We start from the raw sequence: 17,904 nt of genomic DNA on the forward strand, positions 1-17,904 counted from the left end.
TTTAATTCCCTAACTCTGATAAAAATTTAATTCGCATTAATTGGATATCTTCATAAGAATAATCCTCTTCCCCTAATTCAGCAAGTGCTGTTTTTATAGAATCAACTTCTGCTGATTTAAAATAATCAAACACTTCTTCCTGTCTATCTGGGTCAATCATCTCGTCTACAAAATACCCAATATTGATTTTTGTACCTGAATAAACGATAGATTCTAACTCTTTCAAAATATCCTCATAACTAATCCCTTTAGAAGAAGCTATATCCTCTAAACCTATTTTACGATCTATATTTTGTATTATACTCACTTTAAGAGCTGATTTATTAGCGGCACTTTTCACGACTAAATCCTGCGCGCGATCAATTCCATGCTCTTCGACATAGTTTTTGATTAACTCCACAAAAGAAGCACCAAATTTTAAAGCTTTCCCCGCACCTACACCATGAATCTGTTTCAATTCATCTATTGTAATTGGATAGTGGGTACACATCTCATCCAATGATGGATCTTGAAATATTACAAACGGTGGTAATGATTTTTGTTTAGCGATCTTTTTACGTTGATCCTTCAACATTTTCAATAACTCCGTATCCAATGCACTAGAAGCTTGATTGGTGTCATCTACGCTACCATCTTCATCTGCTGACTCCAATGGCCTATTCAATACATACTTAATCGCATATGGATTATTAACATATTTTTTGCCATCTTCGGTTAAGGCTAGAAGACCATAATGGTCAATATCTTTCTTTATAAAGTCTGATAATTCGGCCTGTCTAAGTAAGGAGTTCCAATAATTTAGACCTTTTTCTTTGCCAGAGCCAAAAAAAGGATGTTGATCATGCTTATAAGACGATATAGGCTGATTATTTTGACCTAGGAAAACATTGATGATATGATGGTCATCAAATTTGTTACCCTCATTTTTGATAAAGTTCAATACTTTTAGTAAATCCTCCTCAGCATCAAAATACGTTTTCTGTGTACGACAATTGTCACACATATTATTACATCCTGTCTCATCAAATTTTTCACCAAAGTAATGAAGAATCTGTTTACGTCGACAGACAGAAGATTCAGAATAATCTATAACTTCTTTTAATATTTGAGTACCTATTTCACGCTCTGCAACAGGCTTGTCTTTCATAAATTTTGTGAGCTTCTCGACATCTTTTTTAGAATAGAAAGCTACACATACCCCTTCCCCACCATCACGGCCTGCTCGTCCTGTTTCTTGATAATAACCTTCCATTGACTTAGGAATATCATGGTGAATCACATAACGGACATCCGGTTTATCAATCCCCATACCAAAAGCAATCGTTGCAACAATCACTTCCACATCCTCCATTAAAAATTTATCCTGCGTATCTGCACGTGTCTTGGCATCCAAGCCTGCGTGATAAGGCAAAGCTTTAATACCATTGATATTAAGTACTTCTGCTATTTCCTCAACTTTCTTGCGACTCAAACAGTATATAATACCGGTTTTATCTGCATTATTTTTTATGAATTTAACGATCTCCTTAACGACATTTTTCTTGGATTTGACTTCGTAGAACAAATTAGAACGATTGAATGAAGACTTAAATAAAGTAGCATCATTCATTTGCAAATTCTTACGAATATCCGATTGAACCTTTGGCGTAGCTGTAGCTGTAAGCGCTATAATAGGAATATTATCACCAATTTCATTTATTATAGAACGAATCTTTCTATATTCAGGTCTGAAATCATGTCCCCATTCAGAAATACAATGGGCCTCATCAACCGCTACAAAAGAAACTTTTATACTTCTCAAAAACTGCACATTATCTTCCTTCGATAAGGATTCAGGTGCTACATAAAGCAATTTAGTTTTGCCTAAAGTAACATCTTCTTTAACTCGGGTAATCTCTCCCTTTGTCAAAGATGAATTTAAGAAATGAGCAATACTATCTGTACCTCCAAAAGCCCGTAATTGATCGACTTGATTCTTCATCAATGCTATCAAAGGCGATATCACAATAGCCGTACCTCCACTCATTAATGCTGGTAATTGATAACATATAGATTTACCACCTCCTGTAGGCATTATGACAAAAGTATCCTTCTTGTTTAAAATATTAGTAATAATTGCTTCTTGATCTCCTTTGAATGCATCAAAGCCAAAAAACTCTTGAAGATTATCGTATAACGATTTTTCTATTTCCATCTGCGCGGCAACAAAATTAGGTAGTTCTTTACCAAAAGTGAAGTTTAAAAAACTTATTTTTGTAAAACTTAATATAAATATAAAAATAAGGAGAATTTCTGTGAAAAGCAATTTAGAAATTAAAAAAGAAGCAATTGAGGTATTAGAGTTAGAGTCTAGAGCACTACTCGAAATCGCTACTAAAATTGATGATAATTTTGTAGAAGTCATCCATTTAATTACAAAATTAGCTGGTAGGGTCATCGTAACAGGGATAGGTAAGAGCGCAATTATAGCACAAAAGATTGTTGCTACCCTAAATTCAACAGGTACACCTTCTATTTTTATGCATGCAGCAGATGCAATACATGGAGATCTAGGTATTATACAAAAAAACGACCTTGTGATCGCGATATCAAAAAGTGGAAATACACCAGAAATTAAGGTTTTAGTTCCATTTTTAAAACAAGCAAATAACCCGTTAGTGGCTATCGTAGGCAACAAAAGTTCTTTTTTAGCAGAAAAGGCTGATTATATTTTAGATACAACAGTAGAGAAGGAAGCCTGTCCGAATAATCTTGCACCTACGACGAGTACCACAGCGCAATTAGCAATGGGAGACGCACTAGCCGTATGTTTGCAAACTGCTAGACAATTTACAGATCGTGATTTTGCTAAATATCACCCCGGAGGTGCTTTAGGGAAGCAATTATACCTTAAAGTATCTGATTTATCAGACAACAATGGCACCCCTTCCGTTCGTTCGACTGAGAATATTAGACAAACTATAATTACGATTACAAAACATCGATTAGGAGCTACAGCAGTGATCGAGAATGATCAAATAATAGGGATTATAACGGATGGTGATATCCGCAGAATGTTAGAAAATCATGAAGATTTGACAGCTCTTACAGCATCTGCTATTATGTCTGTTTCTCCAAAAGTAATTGACGCAGAAGAACTCGCTGTAAATGCCCTTCAAACAATGAGAGAAAACAATATTTCTCAACTTTTGGTTACCAAAAACAACGTATATTCTGGTATTATACACATTCAAGATTTATTGAAAGAAGGTATTATTTAACGATAATTATAGCCAAAAAACTACACAATGAGTGTATAATGTAAAATTATTGTGGTTTAAGGGTTGATTAATTTTTAATCACATTAAATAAGTTACATTTGGCATAGGTATTGACTACATATTGTTAATTAAGTTTATAAATTTCGAAGTATGAAAAAAATATTAGGACTAGCTACAATTTTTATTGCATTTGTAACATTCACAGCAATGTCATTTGCTATTGGCGAATTTAAATTTGATAAGGAAACGCATGACTTTGGCACTATTCCTTTCAACAAACCAGCTACTTATGAGTTTTCATTTTCAAATGCTGGTGATGCTCCAATTATCTTAACAGATGTAGCTCCTTCATGTGGTTGTTCGGTGGCTGATTTTTCAAAATCACCTGTTGCACCTAATGGTTCAGGTAAAATAAAAGTTACTTACAATGCTGCAGTAAAAGGACCATTTACAAAATCATTTATTGTAAAGTCTAATACAAAAACACCTATCAAAACCTTAACTATTAAAGGTAACGTAGAATAATATAAAACAACTATAATTTGTAAAAAGCCGTAATGATATTCTATCCTTACGGCTTTTTTAATATACAGTTTTTGTATCTTTGTAGTACAAATTTTTATAAAACTAAAACAGAATGCCGAAGATTTCGCACAAAGGTATTAATATGCCTGCATCACCTATACGTAAGCTTACGCCTTTCGCCGATCAAGCGAAAAAAGAAGGAAAAAAGATATACCATTTAAATATTGGACAGCCTGATATTGAAACACCAGAAATTATGTTGAATGCTTTAAAAAATATAGATTTTAAAGTATGGGCATATACACCTTCAGAAGGTACAGCTTCTTATCGCAATAAATTAGCTGAATATTATAATAAACTAAATTACAATATCACAGCTACGGATATCCTTGTTACTAATGGTGGTTCCGAAGCAATCACAATAGCACTTCAAGCATGTTTAAACCCAGGGGAAGAAATTATTATTCCTGAACCATTTTATGCTAACTATAATGGCTTTGCTTGTTCAGCAGATGTTGTTGTAAAACCTATTATGTCTTATATAGAAAATGGTTTTGCATTACCTCCAATTGCAGAGTTCGAGAAATTAATCACAGAAAAAACAAAAGCTATTGCGATATGTAACCCCAATAATCCTACGGGCTACCTATATTCTCGCGAAGAACTTGAAGCATTGCGTGCATTATGTATTAAACATGACTTATATTTATTGTCAGATGAAGCATACCGTGAATTTTGTTATGATGGCCGTGAATTTATCTCTCCTATGCACCTTGAAGGATTAGAGGAGCATGTAGTCGTATTGGATACAGTTTCAAAACGCTATTCCGCATGTGGCGCACGTATCGGCTGTTTGATTACAAAAAATAGAGAGTTGTATCTTACGGCATTAAAATTTGCTCAAGCACGCCTAAGCCCTTCATTAGAAGGACAGATAGCTGGCGAAGCAGCAGTTGACACACCAGATTCATACTTTGAGGCCGTTACCAACGAATATACAGCAAGAAGAGATACACTGGTTACAGGCTTAAATAATATAGAAGGAGTTTTCTGTCCTAATCCAGGAGGTGCATTTTATGTAGTTGCAAAATTGCCTATTGATAATGCGGATAAATTCTGTCAATGGATGTTAGAAGATTTTTCAAATAATAATGAAACAGTGATGATGGCACCCGCTACTGGTTTCTATAGCTCAGAAAATGTAGGTACAGATGAAGTACGCTTAGCATATGTATTAAATCAAGAAGATTTGGTCAAAGCATTAGCTTGTTTAGAGAAAGCTTTGAAAGTTTATCCAGGCAGAACGATCTAATCCTAATAAATATATATGTAAAAGGGTATGTAATACTAATATTGCATACCCTTTTTGTATTTACCGCATATTCAAAAGGATATATTTCTTAATGTAGATTAACTTTTAGCAGTACTATTATTCTGATTTTTGTGCTATAATATTAAACACAAATAATTGTATGAAAAAATTAATAAATCTATTAGTTGCTATTATATTAGTAAGTAATGTAGCGGTAGCTCAAGTAAAATGGTCCGTAGATCCTGCGCATACTAATGTACGTTTTGATGTCAATCACTTAGGTATTTCATTTGTTGATGGCCAATTCAAAACTTTAGAAGGAAATGTAGAATCCGTAAATGAAAAAGATTTTGCTGGCGCAAAGGTAAATTTTACTATCGATGCAAATAGTATTGATACGCGTATAGAAATTCGTGACAATCATTTAAAATCTGATGATTTTTTCAATGTAGAGAAATTTCCTAAAATGACATTAAAAAATGGCCTTCTTACAAAAGATAAAAAGGGTAAATACATATTGACAGGTGATCTAACCATCCGCGATGTCACTAAAAAAGTAACTTTCCAAGTAGCTCAAAATAATGGAATCATTACAGATCCTTGGGGAAAAACTAGAGCAGGTTTTACGGCAACAGCCACAATCAATCGTTTCGATTATAATATCAAATACAATGATAAATTACCTACAGGAGTAGATGCTGTCGCTCCAAACGTGAAAATCGTTGTGAATGTAGAGCTTGTAAAAAATTAGCAAATAGAAAAGGTGTTGATCGCTCAACACCTTTTCTATTTTATCTTAAAAGTTATTAAAATGTATAACGTGCAGTCACGCCACCATTGAAATATACACTATTGTAATAATCCGATGCTTTTACGATATGTACAGTAGGTCTAAAATCTATTGAAAATGCAAAAGGCGATTTTTTAAGTTTATAGTCTACCCCCAAAGTCGGAAAAATACCCGCACTAACTCCTTTGTAATAGCTCTGGTCGGAAAAAGTATTTGTCAATATAACACCAGCACCATAATACAATTTCAATCCTTTATCCTGCACTGGAATATGGTATTGATAAGCAGCAGACAACGACAAATTCGTCCATTTGTCATCTCCCACAGAGCGTGTTCTGAAACCTAAATCAAATTCTAAAGCCGATGGTTGACTGATAAATGTTTTAAATGAGATTCCTGCAGTTTCATAATAACTCTCTCCAAATCTAATACCTATTGAATTTTTGTAATCTTGCGCTTGGCTGAAACCAAAAATTAATAATCCAGCTATTGTTAAGTAAATTTTCTTCATTAAAACTATTTGTAATATATTTTGTAATTATTTATTACACACTAAAAACAAATTAGCGCAAAAATTGTTTTGGGCGCTTACAGAAAGGATTAAAACGTAGGATTTATGAAAACATATTTTATATTTTAAAAAAAATAGCATAACTTTGCACTCCGACAAAGCAGTCGGAATTCTCTTCTAAAACAAGGCATTTCGAAGGTTTGTCCATAATTTACAATTTGTATTTTAACACTTTTTGATTTAATAAATAATGCCAAGAAACACCTCCATTAACTCCGTATTAATTATAGGTTCTGGTCCTATTGTTATCGGACAAGCGTGTGAATTTGATTACTCGGGATCTCAAGCTGCACTTTCTTTAAAAGAAGAAGGCATCAAGGTTTCGATTATCAACTCAAACCCTGCGACAATCATGACCGACAAAGTTGTAGCAGATAATGTTTATTTATTACCTCTTACATGCGAGAGTATTGAACAAATCCTTCAAGAGCAACAAATCGACGCTGTATTACCTACAATGGGTGGTCAAACAGCATTGAACTTGTGTATCGAAGCATCGAATCGCGGTCTTTGGGAAAAATACAATATTCAAGTTATCGGTGTTGATGTAGCCGCGATTGAAAAAACAGAAAATCGTGAAGAATTCCGTCAATTAATGATTGACATTGGTGTTGGTGTGGCACCATCAAAAATCGCAAACTCTTTCTTAGAAGGTAAAGAAGCAGCTCAAGAGATTGGTTTTCCCTTGGTAATTCGTCCTTCGTACACATTAGCTGGTACAGGTGGTGGTTTTGTACACAATAAAGAAGAATTTGATGCGGCATTAAATAGAGGCTTACACGCTTCTCCTACACATGAAGTATTAGTAGAACAAGCTGTATTAGGTTGGAAAGAATTCGAGTTAGAATTATTACGTGATAAAAACGATAACGTTATTATTATCTGTACGATTGAAAACTTCGATCCAATGGGTATCCACACAGGAGATTCTATTACGGTAGCACCGGGCATGACTTTATCGGATAAATGTTATCAAGACATGCGTAATCAAGCAATCTTGATGATGCGTTCTATAGGTAATTTTGCAGGTGGTTGTAACGTACAATTCTCGGTTAACCCTGTTGACGAAAGAATCATTGCCATCGAGATCAACCCACGTGTATCCCGTTCATCAGCTTTAGCGTCAAAAGCAACAGGTTACCCTATTGCTAAGATCGCTGCCAAATTAGCGATTGGATACAACTTAGATGAATTACAAAACCAAATTACAAAAACTACATCTGCTTATTTTGAACCTACGTTAGATTATGTAATTGTAAAAGTTCCACGTTTCAACTTTGATAAATTCAAAGGTGCAAACAAAGAATTAGGTTTACAAATGAAAGCTGTAGGTGAAGTAATGGCTATCGGTCGTACATTTATCGAGGCATTACAAAAGGCTGCTCAATCATTAGAAACAGGCCGTGCAGGTTTGGGCGCAGACGGACGTCAGTTGCGCAACTTGGATGAGATTATGTACAGCTTAGAGCATCCTAGTGCAGATCGTTTATTCCATATCAAAGATGCCTTTGAATTAGGTGTTCCATTAGAATCTATTCGTAAAGCTACGTTAATTGACAAATGGTATTTGACACAAATCCAAGAGTTAGTAGGCTTTGAAACAGAACTTCGTCGCTACCAATTGAATAATATTCCAAAAGACTTCTTTATGACTTTGAAACAAAAAGGTTATTCAGATGTGCAGATCTCTTGGTTATTGGGCAATGTTACAGAGGATGAAGTATATGCACGTCGTAAAGAATTAGGTATCAATCGTGTTTACAAAATGGTAGATACATGTGCTGCTGAATTCCCTGCTCAAACGCCTTACTATTACTCGACATTCGAAGAAGAAAATGAGTCAATAGTTTCGGATAAGAAAAAAGTCGTAGTATTAGGTTCAGGACCTAACCGTATCGGTCAAGGTATTGAATTTGATTACTCTTGTGTACATGGATTATTAGCTGCTAAAGAAGCAGGTTTTGAAGCTATCATGGTTAACTGTAACCCTGAGACTGTTTCTACCGATTTCAATATGGCGGACAAATTATACTTTGAGCCTGTATTCTGGGAACACGTTCGTGAAATCATCGAATTAGAAAAACCTGTAGGTGTTATCGTTCAATTAGGTGGTCAAACTGCACTTAAGATGGCGGATAAATTAGAAGCATTAGGTGTTAAGATTATCGGTACATCTTTTGAAAACATGGACTTAGCAGAGGATCGTGGCCGTTTTTCTGACTTATTAAAATCATTAGATATTCCTTATCCTAAATATGGTGTTGCAGAATCTGCTGAAGAAGCTATCAAAGTAGCTAACGAAGTAGGTTACCCAGTATTAGTACGTCCATCTTATGTATTAGGTGGTCAAGGGATGAGTATCGTTATCAATGATGAAGACTTAGAAAAAGCAGTAGTTAACTTATTGAAAAACCTTCCAGGTAACCGTGTTCTGATTGATCACTTCTTGGATCGTGCGGAAGAGGCAGAATCAGATTCTATCTGTGATGGTGAAGATGTTCATATCATCGGTATGATGGAGCACATCGAACCTGCAGGTATTCACTCTGGTGACTCTTACGCTGTTCTTCCTCCATTTAGCTTATCACAAGCTATACAAGATAAAATGGAAGAATATTCTATCAAATTAGCAAAAGCATTAAACGTAATCGGTTTATTAAATATTCAATTTGCTATCAAAGGTGACAATGTATATGTAATCGAAGCAAATCCACGTGCATCACGTACTGTTCCTTTTATTGCTAAAGCATACGACGTACCTTATATCAATATTGCTGCAAGAGTAATGTTAGGTGTTAACAAATTGAAAGATTTCAATATCGAGCGCAAATTAACTGGATGGGCAATTAAAGAGCCTGTGTTCTCATTCTCTAAATTCCCTGAGGTAGATAAACAATTAGGCCCAGAGATGAAATCTACGGGTGAAGCTATTCGTTTTATCAAAGATCTTCAAGATCCATATTTCAGAGAATTGGTTTCTAAGAAATCAATGTTCTTAAATGCACAATAAGAATAGCATATAAACTATTTAAATAATAAAGAAGGTGCCTAAAAAGGCACCTTCTTCTATTTTATAGCTTTCTCTAGCGCAATTCAATTTTCATTTTAAGAGCAAGCAGCTGCTGGCGTTGCTATCCTTTTAAAATAATAAAAAGTTATTCCGAAAATTTTTAAGCGCTTTGAGCCCTGATAAATTTTTCAAAATAACTTTTCAACTTACACAGCTAGCGAGATGTTATCACCAAAAAAAATACCAGTTGAGTCCATCCGTATCGATGAGCTCAACTGGTAAATATTTATTATTTTTCAGTGCTCTGATGGTCTTCCTTTGGGACTACACGAATCCTAAGAAGCCTCTTCTTGACTCCTGTCTGCCGAAGCGATAGCTTCCTTGAAACGATTCAAACGGATCCATCCTGGGCATTTTTCCAAATCTTTGGTCCATTGCTCTGCTTCAATAAATGATACTTTAAGAAACAAAGGTACATCGACGACTATTTGATCCACATGGATTTGTACTTCATCGGGATATTCTTTACCTAACAATTCAGCTTTCAATTCTTCTATACTCATCGTAACTCTATATACTATATCTCTTTTAACTATTCATTGATTAGGAAAGAATATTTATCCTATATACGCATAGGTGATTCCATCACCACCTCTATCGGCATGCTCATCTTCAAAACGACTTACATGATTATACTTACGCAGGTAATCTCTAATAAACTTGCGGAGGATACCATCCCCTTTACCATGGATAATCTTTAGGGAAGGATAACCAATCATCACTGCTCTATCCAGTACTAATTCTAACTTATGCAAAGCATCTTCGGTACGCATTCCTCTCACATCCACTTCAGGATGGAAATCAGCAATCGACCCTGTAGAGACATTTGTTTGACGTTTGATAGCTTTGGACTTATCCTTACTCTTCAATTTAGATACCCTATTCTTTTTCACAACCGTTCGAAGTTCACCTAAGGCAATAATCAAACTATTATTCTTGGTAATTTCTAAGATTTCACCTTCTGATCCTGAATCGTTAATACTCACCCAATCACCCACTTCGAGGTTAGCATTATCTGTTGACACTGTAACATTTGGTTTCTCGGGCTTCTTGAGAGCGCTATTATGATTGTCCAAGGCTTTATTTAAGCCAGATCTCAATACTTTAGTTTTCTCCTTGTCTGCTTGAGAAGACTTAATTTCAGATATTGTATTTTCGATGAGCTTATTTGCATCCTTAAGAATAGTACGCGCTTCGTCCTTCGCTTTTCTAATAATTTCTTTTTTGTTCTCTTCAATAGAAGACTGTAAAAGCTCATAATTTGCTTTGAGCTCTATCAATTCCTTCTCGCGTTTTGCTACAGCGTATTTGGTATCTATGATTACTTTTTTGTCTCGTTCCAAATCTACCAGAAGCGTATCTACTTTCTTTTGTTGGACACCAATTTTACTTTTTGCTGATGCTAATATTTCCTTAGAAAGCCCAATTTTTTGCGCTATCTCAAATGCATATGAACTCCCCGGTTTACCGATTTGCAATACATACATGGGCTTCATAGCTTGATTGTCAAATAGCATAGAAGCATTTTCCAAACCTTCGGTATGGCTTGCAAAAACTTTCAAATTTGAATAGTGAGTAGTTACAACACCACGAACCTGTTTTTTGTTCAATTGCTCTAATACAGCTTCAGCGATAGGTCCTCCAAAAAGAGGATCTGTACCTGTACCAAACTCGTCAATGATAATAAGCGTTCGTCCATTGGCAAAAGAAGTAAAATGCTTCATCTTGGATAAGTGAGCACTATACGTACTCAAATCAGATTCTATAGATTGATCATCGCCAATATCAGCAAAAATCTGCTTAAATATCCCTACAGAAGAAGTATCATCTGCCGGGATCAATAATCCTGACTGCACCATAATCTGCAACAGGCCTACTGTTTTCATACATACAGATTTACCGCCTGCATTGGGGCCTGATACTAAAATAATACGATCGGTATCATCAATTTTAATGTTTAAAGGAACAACAGCATGGCCATTATTTTTCAAGGCATTGAGGTGAAGAATAGGATGTCTTGCTTCTATTAGGTTAATCGAAGCATCTTTACTCAATACAGGCATCGTAGCTTGTAAGTCAATAGCAAATAATGCTTTGGCACGTACAAAATCCAATTTTGTCATTAGACTATGATACGACATTAATAAAGGCACGTGAGGGCGCAGATCATTCGTCAGACTTGTTAGAATACGTATAATCTCCCTACGTCTTTCAAAAGACAAATCCCTAACTTTATTATTCAATTGAAATACTTCCTCAGGCTCGATATACACCGTCTGTCCCGTTGCTGATTCATCATGAATCAGACCTTTGAGCTTGCGCTTATTCTCCGCTAAAATCGGAATACTCAATCTTCCATCACGAATGGTCAATCCTCCGTCAGCTGTCCATCCTTTGGCTTGCGCTTGTTTAAAAACAGTATCCAGACGTTTTCTAGCTTCCTGTTCTGATTTTAATATTTGCTGTGTCAGCTCTAACAGCAATCTTGAGGCATTATCTTTCAGACGACCATGATCATCCAATACTTGCTCAATAGAACGTAGTATTCCCTTTTCTATGGGGAGATGTTCAAATAGCAACTCCAAATGCTCATACTGCCCTTCACGCTCATTAAAATAGCGTATAATAGCGTATACAGTCCGCAACGACAGCAGCATACGATACAACTCATCCTCCGCCAAGAAAGATCCTTCTACCCTTACCTTTTCGGCAAGAGGCTTGATGGGATACATATGATCCACAGGTACAGGGGAATCATGTAATAGCAGTTCTTTAAATTCATTCGTTTGACGTAAGAAACGTTCTATTTGGTCAGGCTTAATTTGCGGTTGGATTTTATCCACCATTTGCCTCCCCGACTCACTCAAACATTTTTCCTTTATTAGGTCACGTATTTCTGAAAAACCTAATTTTTCAATGGCATTCTGTGGATAAATCATTAATTACGCTGTTGTATTATTTGCAATTTCTTAGGTACTTGTGCTGTTGTATCTTTACGTATAATCTTCTCTTTCACGGGCTCCAAGGGGATTTTCTTTTCGCTTTCGGGCAAAATTATTTCGGCTGGCGCTATCTCACGTGAGATAACATTTGTCGTATCAGACACTGATACAACAGCTGGCGTAGGTTCAAAAGTAAATCCTGACCTTACATTAAACCCTTTATTGTGAAGAAAATAAGCGCCATGTAATTTAAAATCAAAAGGGGTTGAATTTTTCGGTGCATTAAGTAGTAATTGCTTAATAGGAACATTCAAATATTCCTTCAATGTCGTATTCGACAAAATAGGATCTGTAAAGACAGGTGTATTCTGCTGGCTCGGAATAGCTTCAGTTTGAATACCGTAGGCATTTAAATTTAGCTCTGCACGTCTTAAGAAATCCAAACCGTTAGTTTTATAATTGTATGTAGAATTGTCTCTATAATAATTTGTGGTAAGATTGCGACGTTCAGAATCTAACATTTGTATACGAGTGACACGACGTATGCTATCGGTTACAAAAGCATTTCTAACAGAATCCTCTTGGCGAATATTTCTCTCATATTGCATCAGTTCCGTAGCGACATTTGTATATATTTTTTCTGTCAAGACAGGATTACCATAGTAAAAGTCCAAATTCTGTTTGAATTGCATCGAATCAATCTTAAACTCTTTAAATAAATTATCATAAAGCACTGGCATTACTTTACGGCCACTATCGAGCGGCAAAGTATTAAGATAAGCATCTATTAAAGAAGCCTGCGTTAATATTTCTGTAATTTCACTGTCCGACAAAATGCCACTAGGCTTCTTTTTTGCACAAGAAACAATAAAAAAAAACGAGATAAATATGATATAAAGTAAACGTTGCATTTTGTAATTTTGTTCAAATTTACAAAATGCCTTCGTAATAGGTATCTTTGTATTAAATATCTCCAAAAAAATATTTCAGATCATGAGCATAACATCAAATATTCAAGATATACAAAAAGAATTACAACCGATAGGCGTTACTTTGGTTGCTATATCTAAGACGAAGCCCAATGAAGATATAATCGAGGCATACAATGCTGGGCAGCGTATTTTTGGGGAAAACATGGTCCAAGAATTAGTAGAGAAGTATGAACAACTACCCAAAGATATTGAATGGCATTTGGTGGGACATTTACAAACAAATAAAGTAAAATACATCGCTCCATTTGTATCATTAATACAATCTGTCGATTCTTTAAAATTATTAAAAGAAATAAACAAATACGCAGAAAAAAACAAACGCATCATCGATTGTTTGTTACAGATTGATATTTCATTGGAAGAGACCAAATTCGGCTTAGATCACGTGGAACTCATCGAGTTGCTGGAGAGTGAAGATATGTTTGGTATGCAAAATATTCGTATTCGTGGTTTGATGGGAATTGCGACAAATACAGATAATCAAAAAGAAATTAAAGAAGATTTCTACGAGCTTAAAATGTTATTTGATGGTATCAAGGTAAGTTACTTCCGCCAACAAGAATCTTTTGATATGTTGTCAATGGGTATGTCTTCGGATTATACCATCGCTATCGAACAAGGTAGTAATATGGTGCGCTTAGGAAGTACTGTATTTGGACAGCGTGTTACTAAACACTTTAAAGCTAAATAGCAGTATTGTACGATGAATATTCAAATAAGGAATGCAAAAATTGAGGATTGTGAAGCTATGATGATCCTTGTACAAGAGTTAGCAGATTATGAAAAAGCCCCCAATGAAGTAACAGTAAGTATAGACGAATTTAAAGAGGCTGGTTTTGGAGAAAACCCCGTTTGGGGAGCTTTTGTAGCTGAAGTAGAGGACAAAATAGTCGGTTTATCATTATATTACATACGATATTCTACATGGAAAGGTCGTCGTTTATATTTGGAAGATCTTATCGTGCATGAACCATACCGTGGATATGGTGTTGGCAAATCATTATTGGATCGTACAATAGCATATGCTAAGGAGAAAAAATATTCGGGGATGATGTGGCAAGTATTAGATTGGAATGAGCCTGCTATTAAATTTTACGAAAAATATGACGCCACATTTGATGGTGAATGGATTAATGTAAATTTAAAATTTTAATATAAGATGTCTAGGCTATTAATATATATTCCTCTCTTGTTTTCAGCATGCAACAATCTACCGCAAGCAAATACCAAGACGAATACTAATTTACATTTGAATACCATAGATACTATTACATATAGTTATAATACGATTAGTGAGCATAGTGAATTCTTTATAGCCAACGAAGATATAATAGACACAACCTATTTCAAAATAACATATCCCATTTTCTCCAAGGACAACCTTAATGATAGCATTAAGAAATATATCCTCATTGATGGAGAGAATACCCCTGCAGAGGCGGCACAATCTTTTATAGATGGTTACGATGAATTTGCGAGTGACCTACAGGGTAATGGAATTCATGGCACCTGGTTTAAAGATGTAAATAGCCAAGTAATTCTAAATACACCGATGCTTATATCATTAGCTACACAAGTAAATGAATATTCTGGAGGTGCACACGGACAACATTACACGCTTTATGCCAATTTTGACCTCCATAGAAATCAAACTATCATTTTAGAAGACATCCTTCAGAAGGATAAGCTTAAAGAACTAACAGCAATTGCTGAAAAACATTTTCGCAAGCAAGAGAATATCTACGAAAAGGAATCTTTAAGTAAAGATTTTTTCTTTGAGGATGGAATTTTCACATTAAATGATAACTTTGGATTTACAAAAAATAGTCTTATCATCTATTACAATGAGTATGAAATCAGGCCTTATGCAGACGGGCCTACAATCTTAGAAATTCCGTATAAGGATTTGAAAGATGTATTCAATATTCGTGGTCAAGAATTTGTTAAAAGTATTTTATAATTACAAAGCTAATAACCTTATACATCAATAATGCAGGTCTTTAAATTCGGTGGGGCTTCCGTTAAAAATGCGGAAAATATTAAAAATGTAACTTCAATTATTTCGAAATACAAAGCTTCAGAGCTTCTTGTTGTAGTTTCAGCAATCGACATAACTACAAACAAGCTAGAAGCGCTTACCAAAAACTATTACCATCAAAATGGTGATTTTTACGGCTTATTAGAAGAGGTAAAGAAAGATCATTTTGAGGTATTAAATGATTTATTTGAAGATCAAACACATCCTATTTATGACGACATAATAAATTCATTTGTTGAGATAGAGTGGATACTGGAAGAAGAACCACAGGATCCTTACGATTATTTATTTGATCAAATTGTATCGTTGGGCGAAATACTTTCTTCAAAAATATTGGCTGCTTACTGCACACATATTGGTATTGCTACAAAATGGGTAGATGCACGTGATTATATCTGTACAGACAATACCTATCGTGAGGGAATTGTTGATTGGCAACAAACCGAAGATCGCATACGCAAAGACCTACCTGAAATTTTAGACAATCATGTCATCATCACACAGGGGTTCATCGGCTCTACATCCGAAAACTTTACGACTACTTTAGGTAGAGAAGGATCTGATTATTCTGCAGCTATTTTTGCATCATGCCTGAATGCGGAGGATATCACCATTTGGAAAGATGTCCCTGGCGTACTGAATGCCGATCCAAAATGGTTTGAGAGAACAGAGCTGATCCCAGAGCTTTCTTACACTGATGCTATTGAGCTTACCTACTACGGAGCTACAGTAATTCATCCGAAGACAATAAAGCCACTTCAGAACAAAAAAATTACGTTAAATGTACGCTCTTTCATTAATCCTGAAGGTGCAGGTACAAAGATTAGAACGACGAACCAAACCCTCCCCGTTCCTTCTTTCATATTTAAGGTAAATCAAGTATTCATCAATATATTGCCGCGTGACTTCTCCTTTATTGTCGAAGACAACCTAAGTCATATTTTCAATCTATTTCACCAACATCGCTGCAAGATTAATATGATGCACCACAGTGCCATTAGTTTTTCGGTAAGTATTGACGACACAGGCGAAAACATTCAAAAGCTACTCATCGAACTAGAGAAAAGATTTAAAGTAACCATGGAGAAAGGGTTAGAATTAATTACTATTCGCTATTATAACCAAGAAACAATTGATCGTGTAGTAGTCAATAAAGAGATTATTCGTGAACTAAAGGATAGTTATACTTGTCAAATGTTAGTGAAAAATATCTAAATGAATACTCATATTTTAGATAAAGAAGTTCAAGCTTATATCAAAGCACATCGGGAATTATCACCTAGTGATATTGCGTTGAAAAAAAGTCCTTTTGAGCATGTTAGTTCCTCGGAAATTGCTAGTCAGATCGATGGTTGGCAGCGCGCTGTCAAAAAATTACCTACATGGGCTTTCTCTACTAACATTTACTACCCTGACAAAATAAATTTGGAGCAATGCTCCTCTGAACATACCGCTTTAGTAAAACAAACCTTGATTCACAAAGGAGCTAAAGTAGTGGATGTAACAGGAGGATTTAGTGTAGACAGCTGCTATATCGCGCAAGAAGCCGAAATCGTCGTTCACTGTGAACTCAATCATAAACTATCTGCTATCGTAAAACACAATGCTCGTGAATTGGGTGTTTCAAATCTCATTGCTTTAGCTACAGATGGCGTGGAGTATGTTCGAAATCAACCTGATGATTCATTAGATTATATATATATAGATCCTTCGCGTAGAGTAAATCATGCTAAAGTATTTCTATTGGAAGATTGCGAGCCCAATATTGTCGAACTACAGGATATGTTCGTCCAAAAATCACGTTATACCATAGTCAAGTTATCGCCACTGATGGATATAAGCACCGCTTTACAAAAACTTAAAAATGTAAAGCTTGTCTATGTAATTAGTCTGGATGGCGATTGTAAAGAGCTTTTATTTTTTCAAGATCGCGAATTTATTGGTGAAGCGAAAATTTCCGCAATTAGACTCGCGCAGCACCAAATTCAAGAAATTACTTTTACGGTAGAAGAAGAAAAAAATGCTTTAATAAAAACTTCAGAGCCCCTTAAATATCTGTATGATCCCGATGTAGCCGTGACCAAAGCTGGTGCCTTCAAAACAACGGCTAAGCTCTTTAACTTAGCAAAGTTGCATACCCACGCACATCTATATACGTCTGACCTCCTTGAATTAAGATTCCCTGGTCGGATATTTGAAGTTGTTAAGGTCTATAACTTTAATGAATTTAAAAAACAAAATACAATAGCGAAAGCTAATGTAGCAGCTAAGAATTTCCCTGTAAAAGTAGATGATATTCGCAAGAAATTTAAGCTTAAAGATGGTGGTAAAGATTTCTTGTACTTCACAACCGATCCTTCGGGTAATCATATTGTCATTCATTGCCTTAAAGTCCAATAAAAGA

15 protein-coding genes are annotated in these 17,904 nt (G+C 35.3%); 10 read left to right on the top strand and 5 right to left on the bottom strand.

The genetic code is table 11. The features are described from left to right. Position 1: 1 nt before the first annotated feature. Positions 2-2,194, bottom strand: coding sequence for a DNA helicase RecQ (gene recQ / locus IP023_RS00990; RefSeq protein ID WP_241788378.1), 2,193 nt, complete (start codon positions 2,192-2,194; stop codon positions 2-4). A gap of 100 nt (positions 2,195-2,294) precedes the next feature. Between recQ and IP023_RS00995 the strand changes: the two genes are divergently transcribed. The 4 genes from IP023_RS00995 (at position 2,295) to IP023_RS01010 (ending at position 5,848) form a co-directional block, all read left to right on the top strand. Then, positions 2,295-3,260, top strand: coding sequence for a KpsF/GutQ family sugar-phosphate isomerase (locus IP023_RS00995; protein ID WP_241788379.1), 966 nt, complete (start codon positions 2,295-2,297; stop codon positions 3,258-3,260). A gap of 150 nt (positions 3,261-3,410) precedes the next feature. After that, positions 3,411-3,785, top strand: coding sequence for a DUF1573 domain-containing protein (locus IP023_RS01000; RefSeq protein ID WP_241788380.1), 375 nt, complete (start codon positions 3,411-3,413; stop codon positions 3,783-3,785). A gap of 112 nt (positions 3,786-3,897) precedes the next feature. After that, positions 3,898-5,097 (top strand): pyridoxal phosphate-dependent aminotransferase, encoded by a 1,200-nt coding sequence (locus tag IP023_RS01005; protein ID WP_241788381.1) that lies wholly within the window; start codon positions 3,898-3,900, stop codon positions 5,095-5,097. 160 nt (positions 5,098-5,257) lie between these two features. Continuing rightward, complete coding sequence (locus IP023_RS01010) at positions 5,258-5,848, top strand: YceI family protein (RefSeq protein ID WP_241788382.1); 591 nt, start codon at positions 5,258-5,260, stop codon at positions 5,846-5,848. A gap of 55 nt (positions 5,849-5,903) precedes the next feature. Here the strand turns inward: IP023_RS01010 and IP023_RS01015 are convergent, their stop codons facing one another. After that, positions 5,904-6,398 carry a hypothetical protein gene (locus IP023_RS01015; RefSeq protein ID WP_241788383.1) on the bottom strand — a complete coding sequence of 165 codons (495 nt, stop codon included), beginning with the start codon at positions 6,396-6,398 and terminating at the stop codon, positions 5,904-5,906. A gap of 250 nt (positions 6,399-6,648) precedes the next feature. On the opposite strand from IP023_RS01015, the gene carB reads away from it, so the two are divergent. Continuing rightward, the gene (carB, locus tag IP023_RS01020; protein WP_241788384.1) at positions 6,649-9,468 is read left to right on the top strand and encodes a carbamoyl-phosphate synthase large subunit; all 2,820 of its coding nucleotides are present in this window, start codon (positions 6,649-6,651) and stop codon (positions 9,466-9,468) included. A gap of 335 nt (positions 9,469-9,803) precedes the next feature. Here carB and IP023_RS01025 read toward each other — a convergent pair whose 3' ends face one another. From IP023_RS01025 to IP023_RS01035, 3 genes are read right to left on the bottom strand one after another with little or no spacing between them, the layout of a single operon-like run. After that, positions 9,804-10,031 (bottom strand): DUF6965 family protein, encoded by a 228-nt coding sequence (locus tag IP023_RS01025; protein ID WP_241788385.1) that lies wholly within the window; start codon positions 10,029-10,031, stop codon positions 9,804-9,806. 54 nt (positions 10,032-10,085) lie between these two features. Further along, entirely contained in the window at positions 10,086-12,467 is a 2,382-nt protein-coding gene (locus IP023_RS01030) for an endonuclease MutS2 (protein WP_241788386.1), read from the bottom strand. Further along, positions 12,467-13,303 (bottom strand): DUF4296 domain-containing protein, encoded by an 837-nt coding sequence (locus IP023_RS01035; protein WP_241788387.1) that lies wholly within the window; start codon positions 13,301-13,303, stop codon positions 12,467-12,469. Before IP023_RS01035 ends, IP023_RS01030 begins: the two co-directional genes overlap by 1 nt. Positions 13,304-13,463: 160 nt before the next feature. Here IP023_RS01035 and IP023_RS01040 point away from each other — a divergent pair, with 160 nt between their 5' ends. From IP023_RS01040 to IP023_RS01060, 5 genes are read left to right on the top strand one after another with little or no spacing between them, the layout of a single operon-like run. Further along, the gene (locus tag IP023_RS01040) at positions 13,464-14,153 is read left to right on the top strand and encodes a YggS family pyridoxal phosphate-dependent enzyme (RefSeq protein WP_241788388.1); all 690 of its coding nucleotides are present in this window, start codon (positions 13,464-13,466) and stop codon (positions 14,151-14,153) included. A gap of 12 nt (positions 14,154-14,165) precedes the next feature. Further along, positions 14,166-14,615 (top strand): GNAT family N-acetyltransferase, encoded by a 450-nt coding sequence (locus IP023_RS01045; RefSeq protein WP_241788389.1) that lies wholly within the window; start codon positions 14,166-14,168, stop codon positions 14,613-14,615. Positions 14,616-14,621: 6 nt separating this feature from the next. Next, a complete protein-coding gene (locus tag IP023_RS01050) occupies positions 14,622-15,422 on the top strand; it encodes a DUF3298 and DUF4163 domain-containing protein (protein ID WP_241788390.1) in 801 nt (266 codons plus the stop codon). Between the two features lie 30 nt (positions 15,423-15,452). Next, complete coding sequence (locus tag IP023_RS01055) at positions 15,453-16,715, top strand: aspartate kinase (RefSeq protein WP_241788391.1); 1,263 nt, start codon at positions 15,453-15,455, stop codon at positions 16,713-16,715. Beyond that, the gene (locus IP023_RS01060; protein ID WP_241788392.1) at positions 16,716-17,900 is read left to right on the top strand and encodes a THUMP-like domain-containing protein; all 1,185 of its coding nucleotides are present in this window, start codon (positions 16,716-16,718) and stop codon (positions 17,898-17,900) included. The last annotated feature ends 4 nt before the right edge of the window (positions 17,901-17,904 follow it).

Origin of the sequence: Sphingobacterium rhinopitheci, from assembly GCF_022627575.1 — a bacterium.
GTDB classification, from domain to species: domain Bacteria; phylum Bacteroidota; class Bacteroidia; order Sphingobacteriales; family Sphingobacteriaceae; genus Sphingobacterium; species Sphingobacterium rhinopitheci.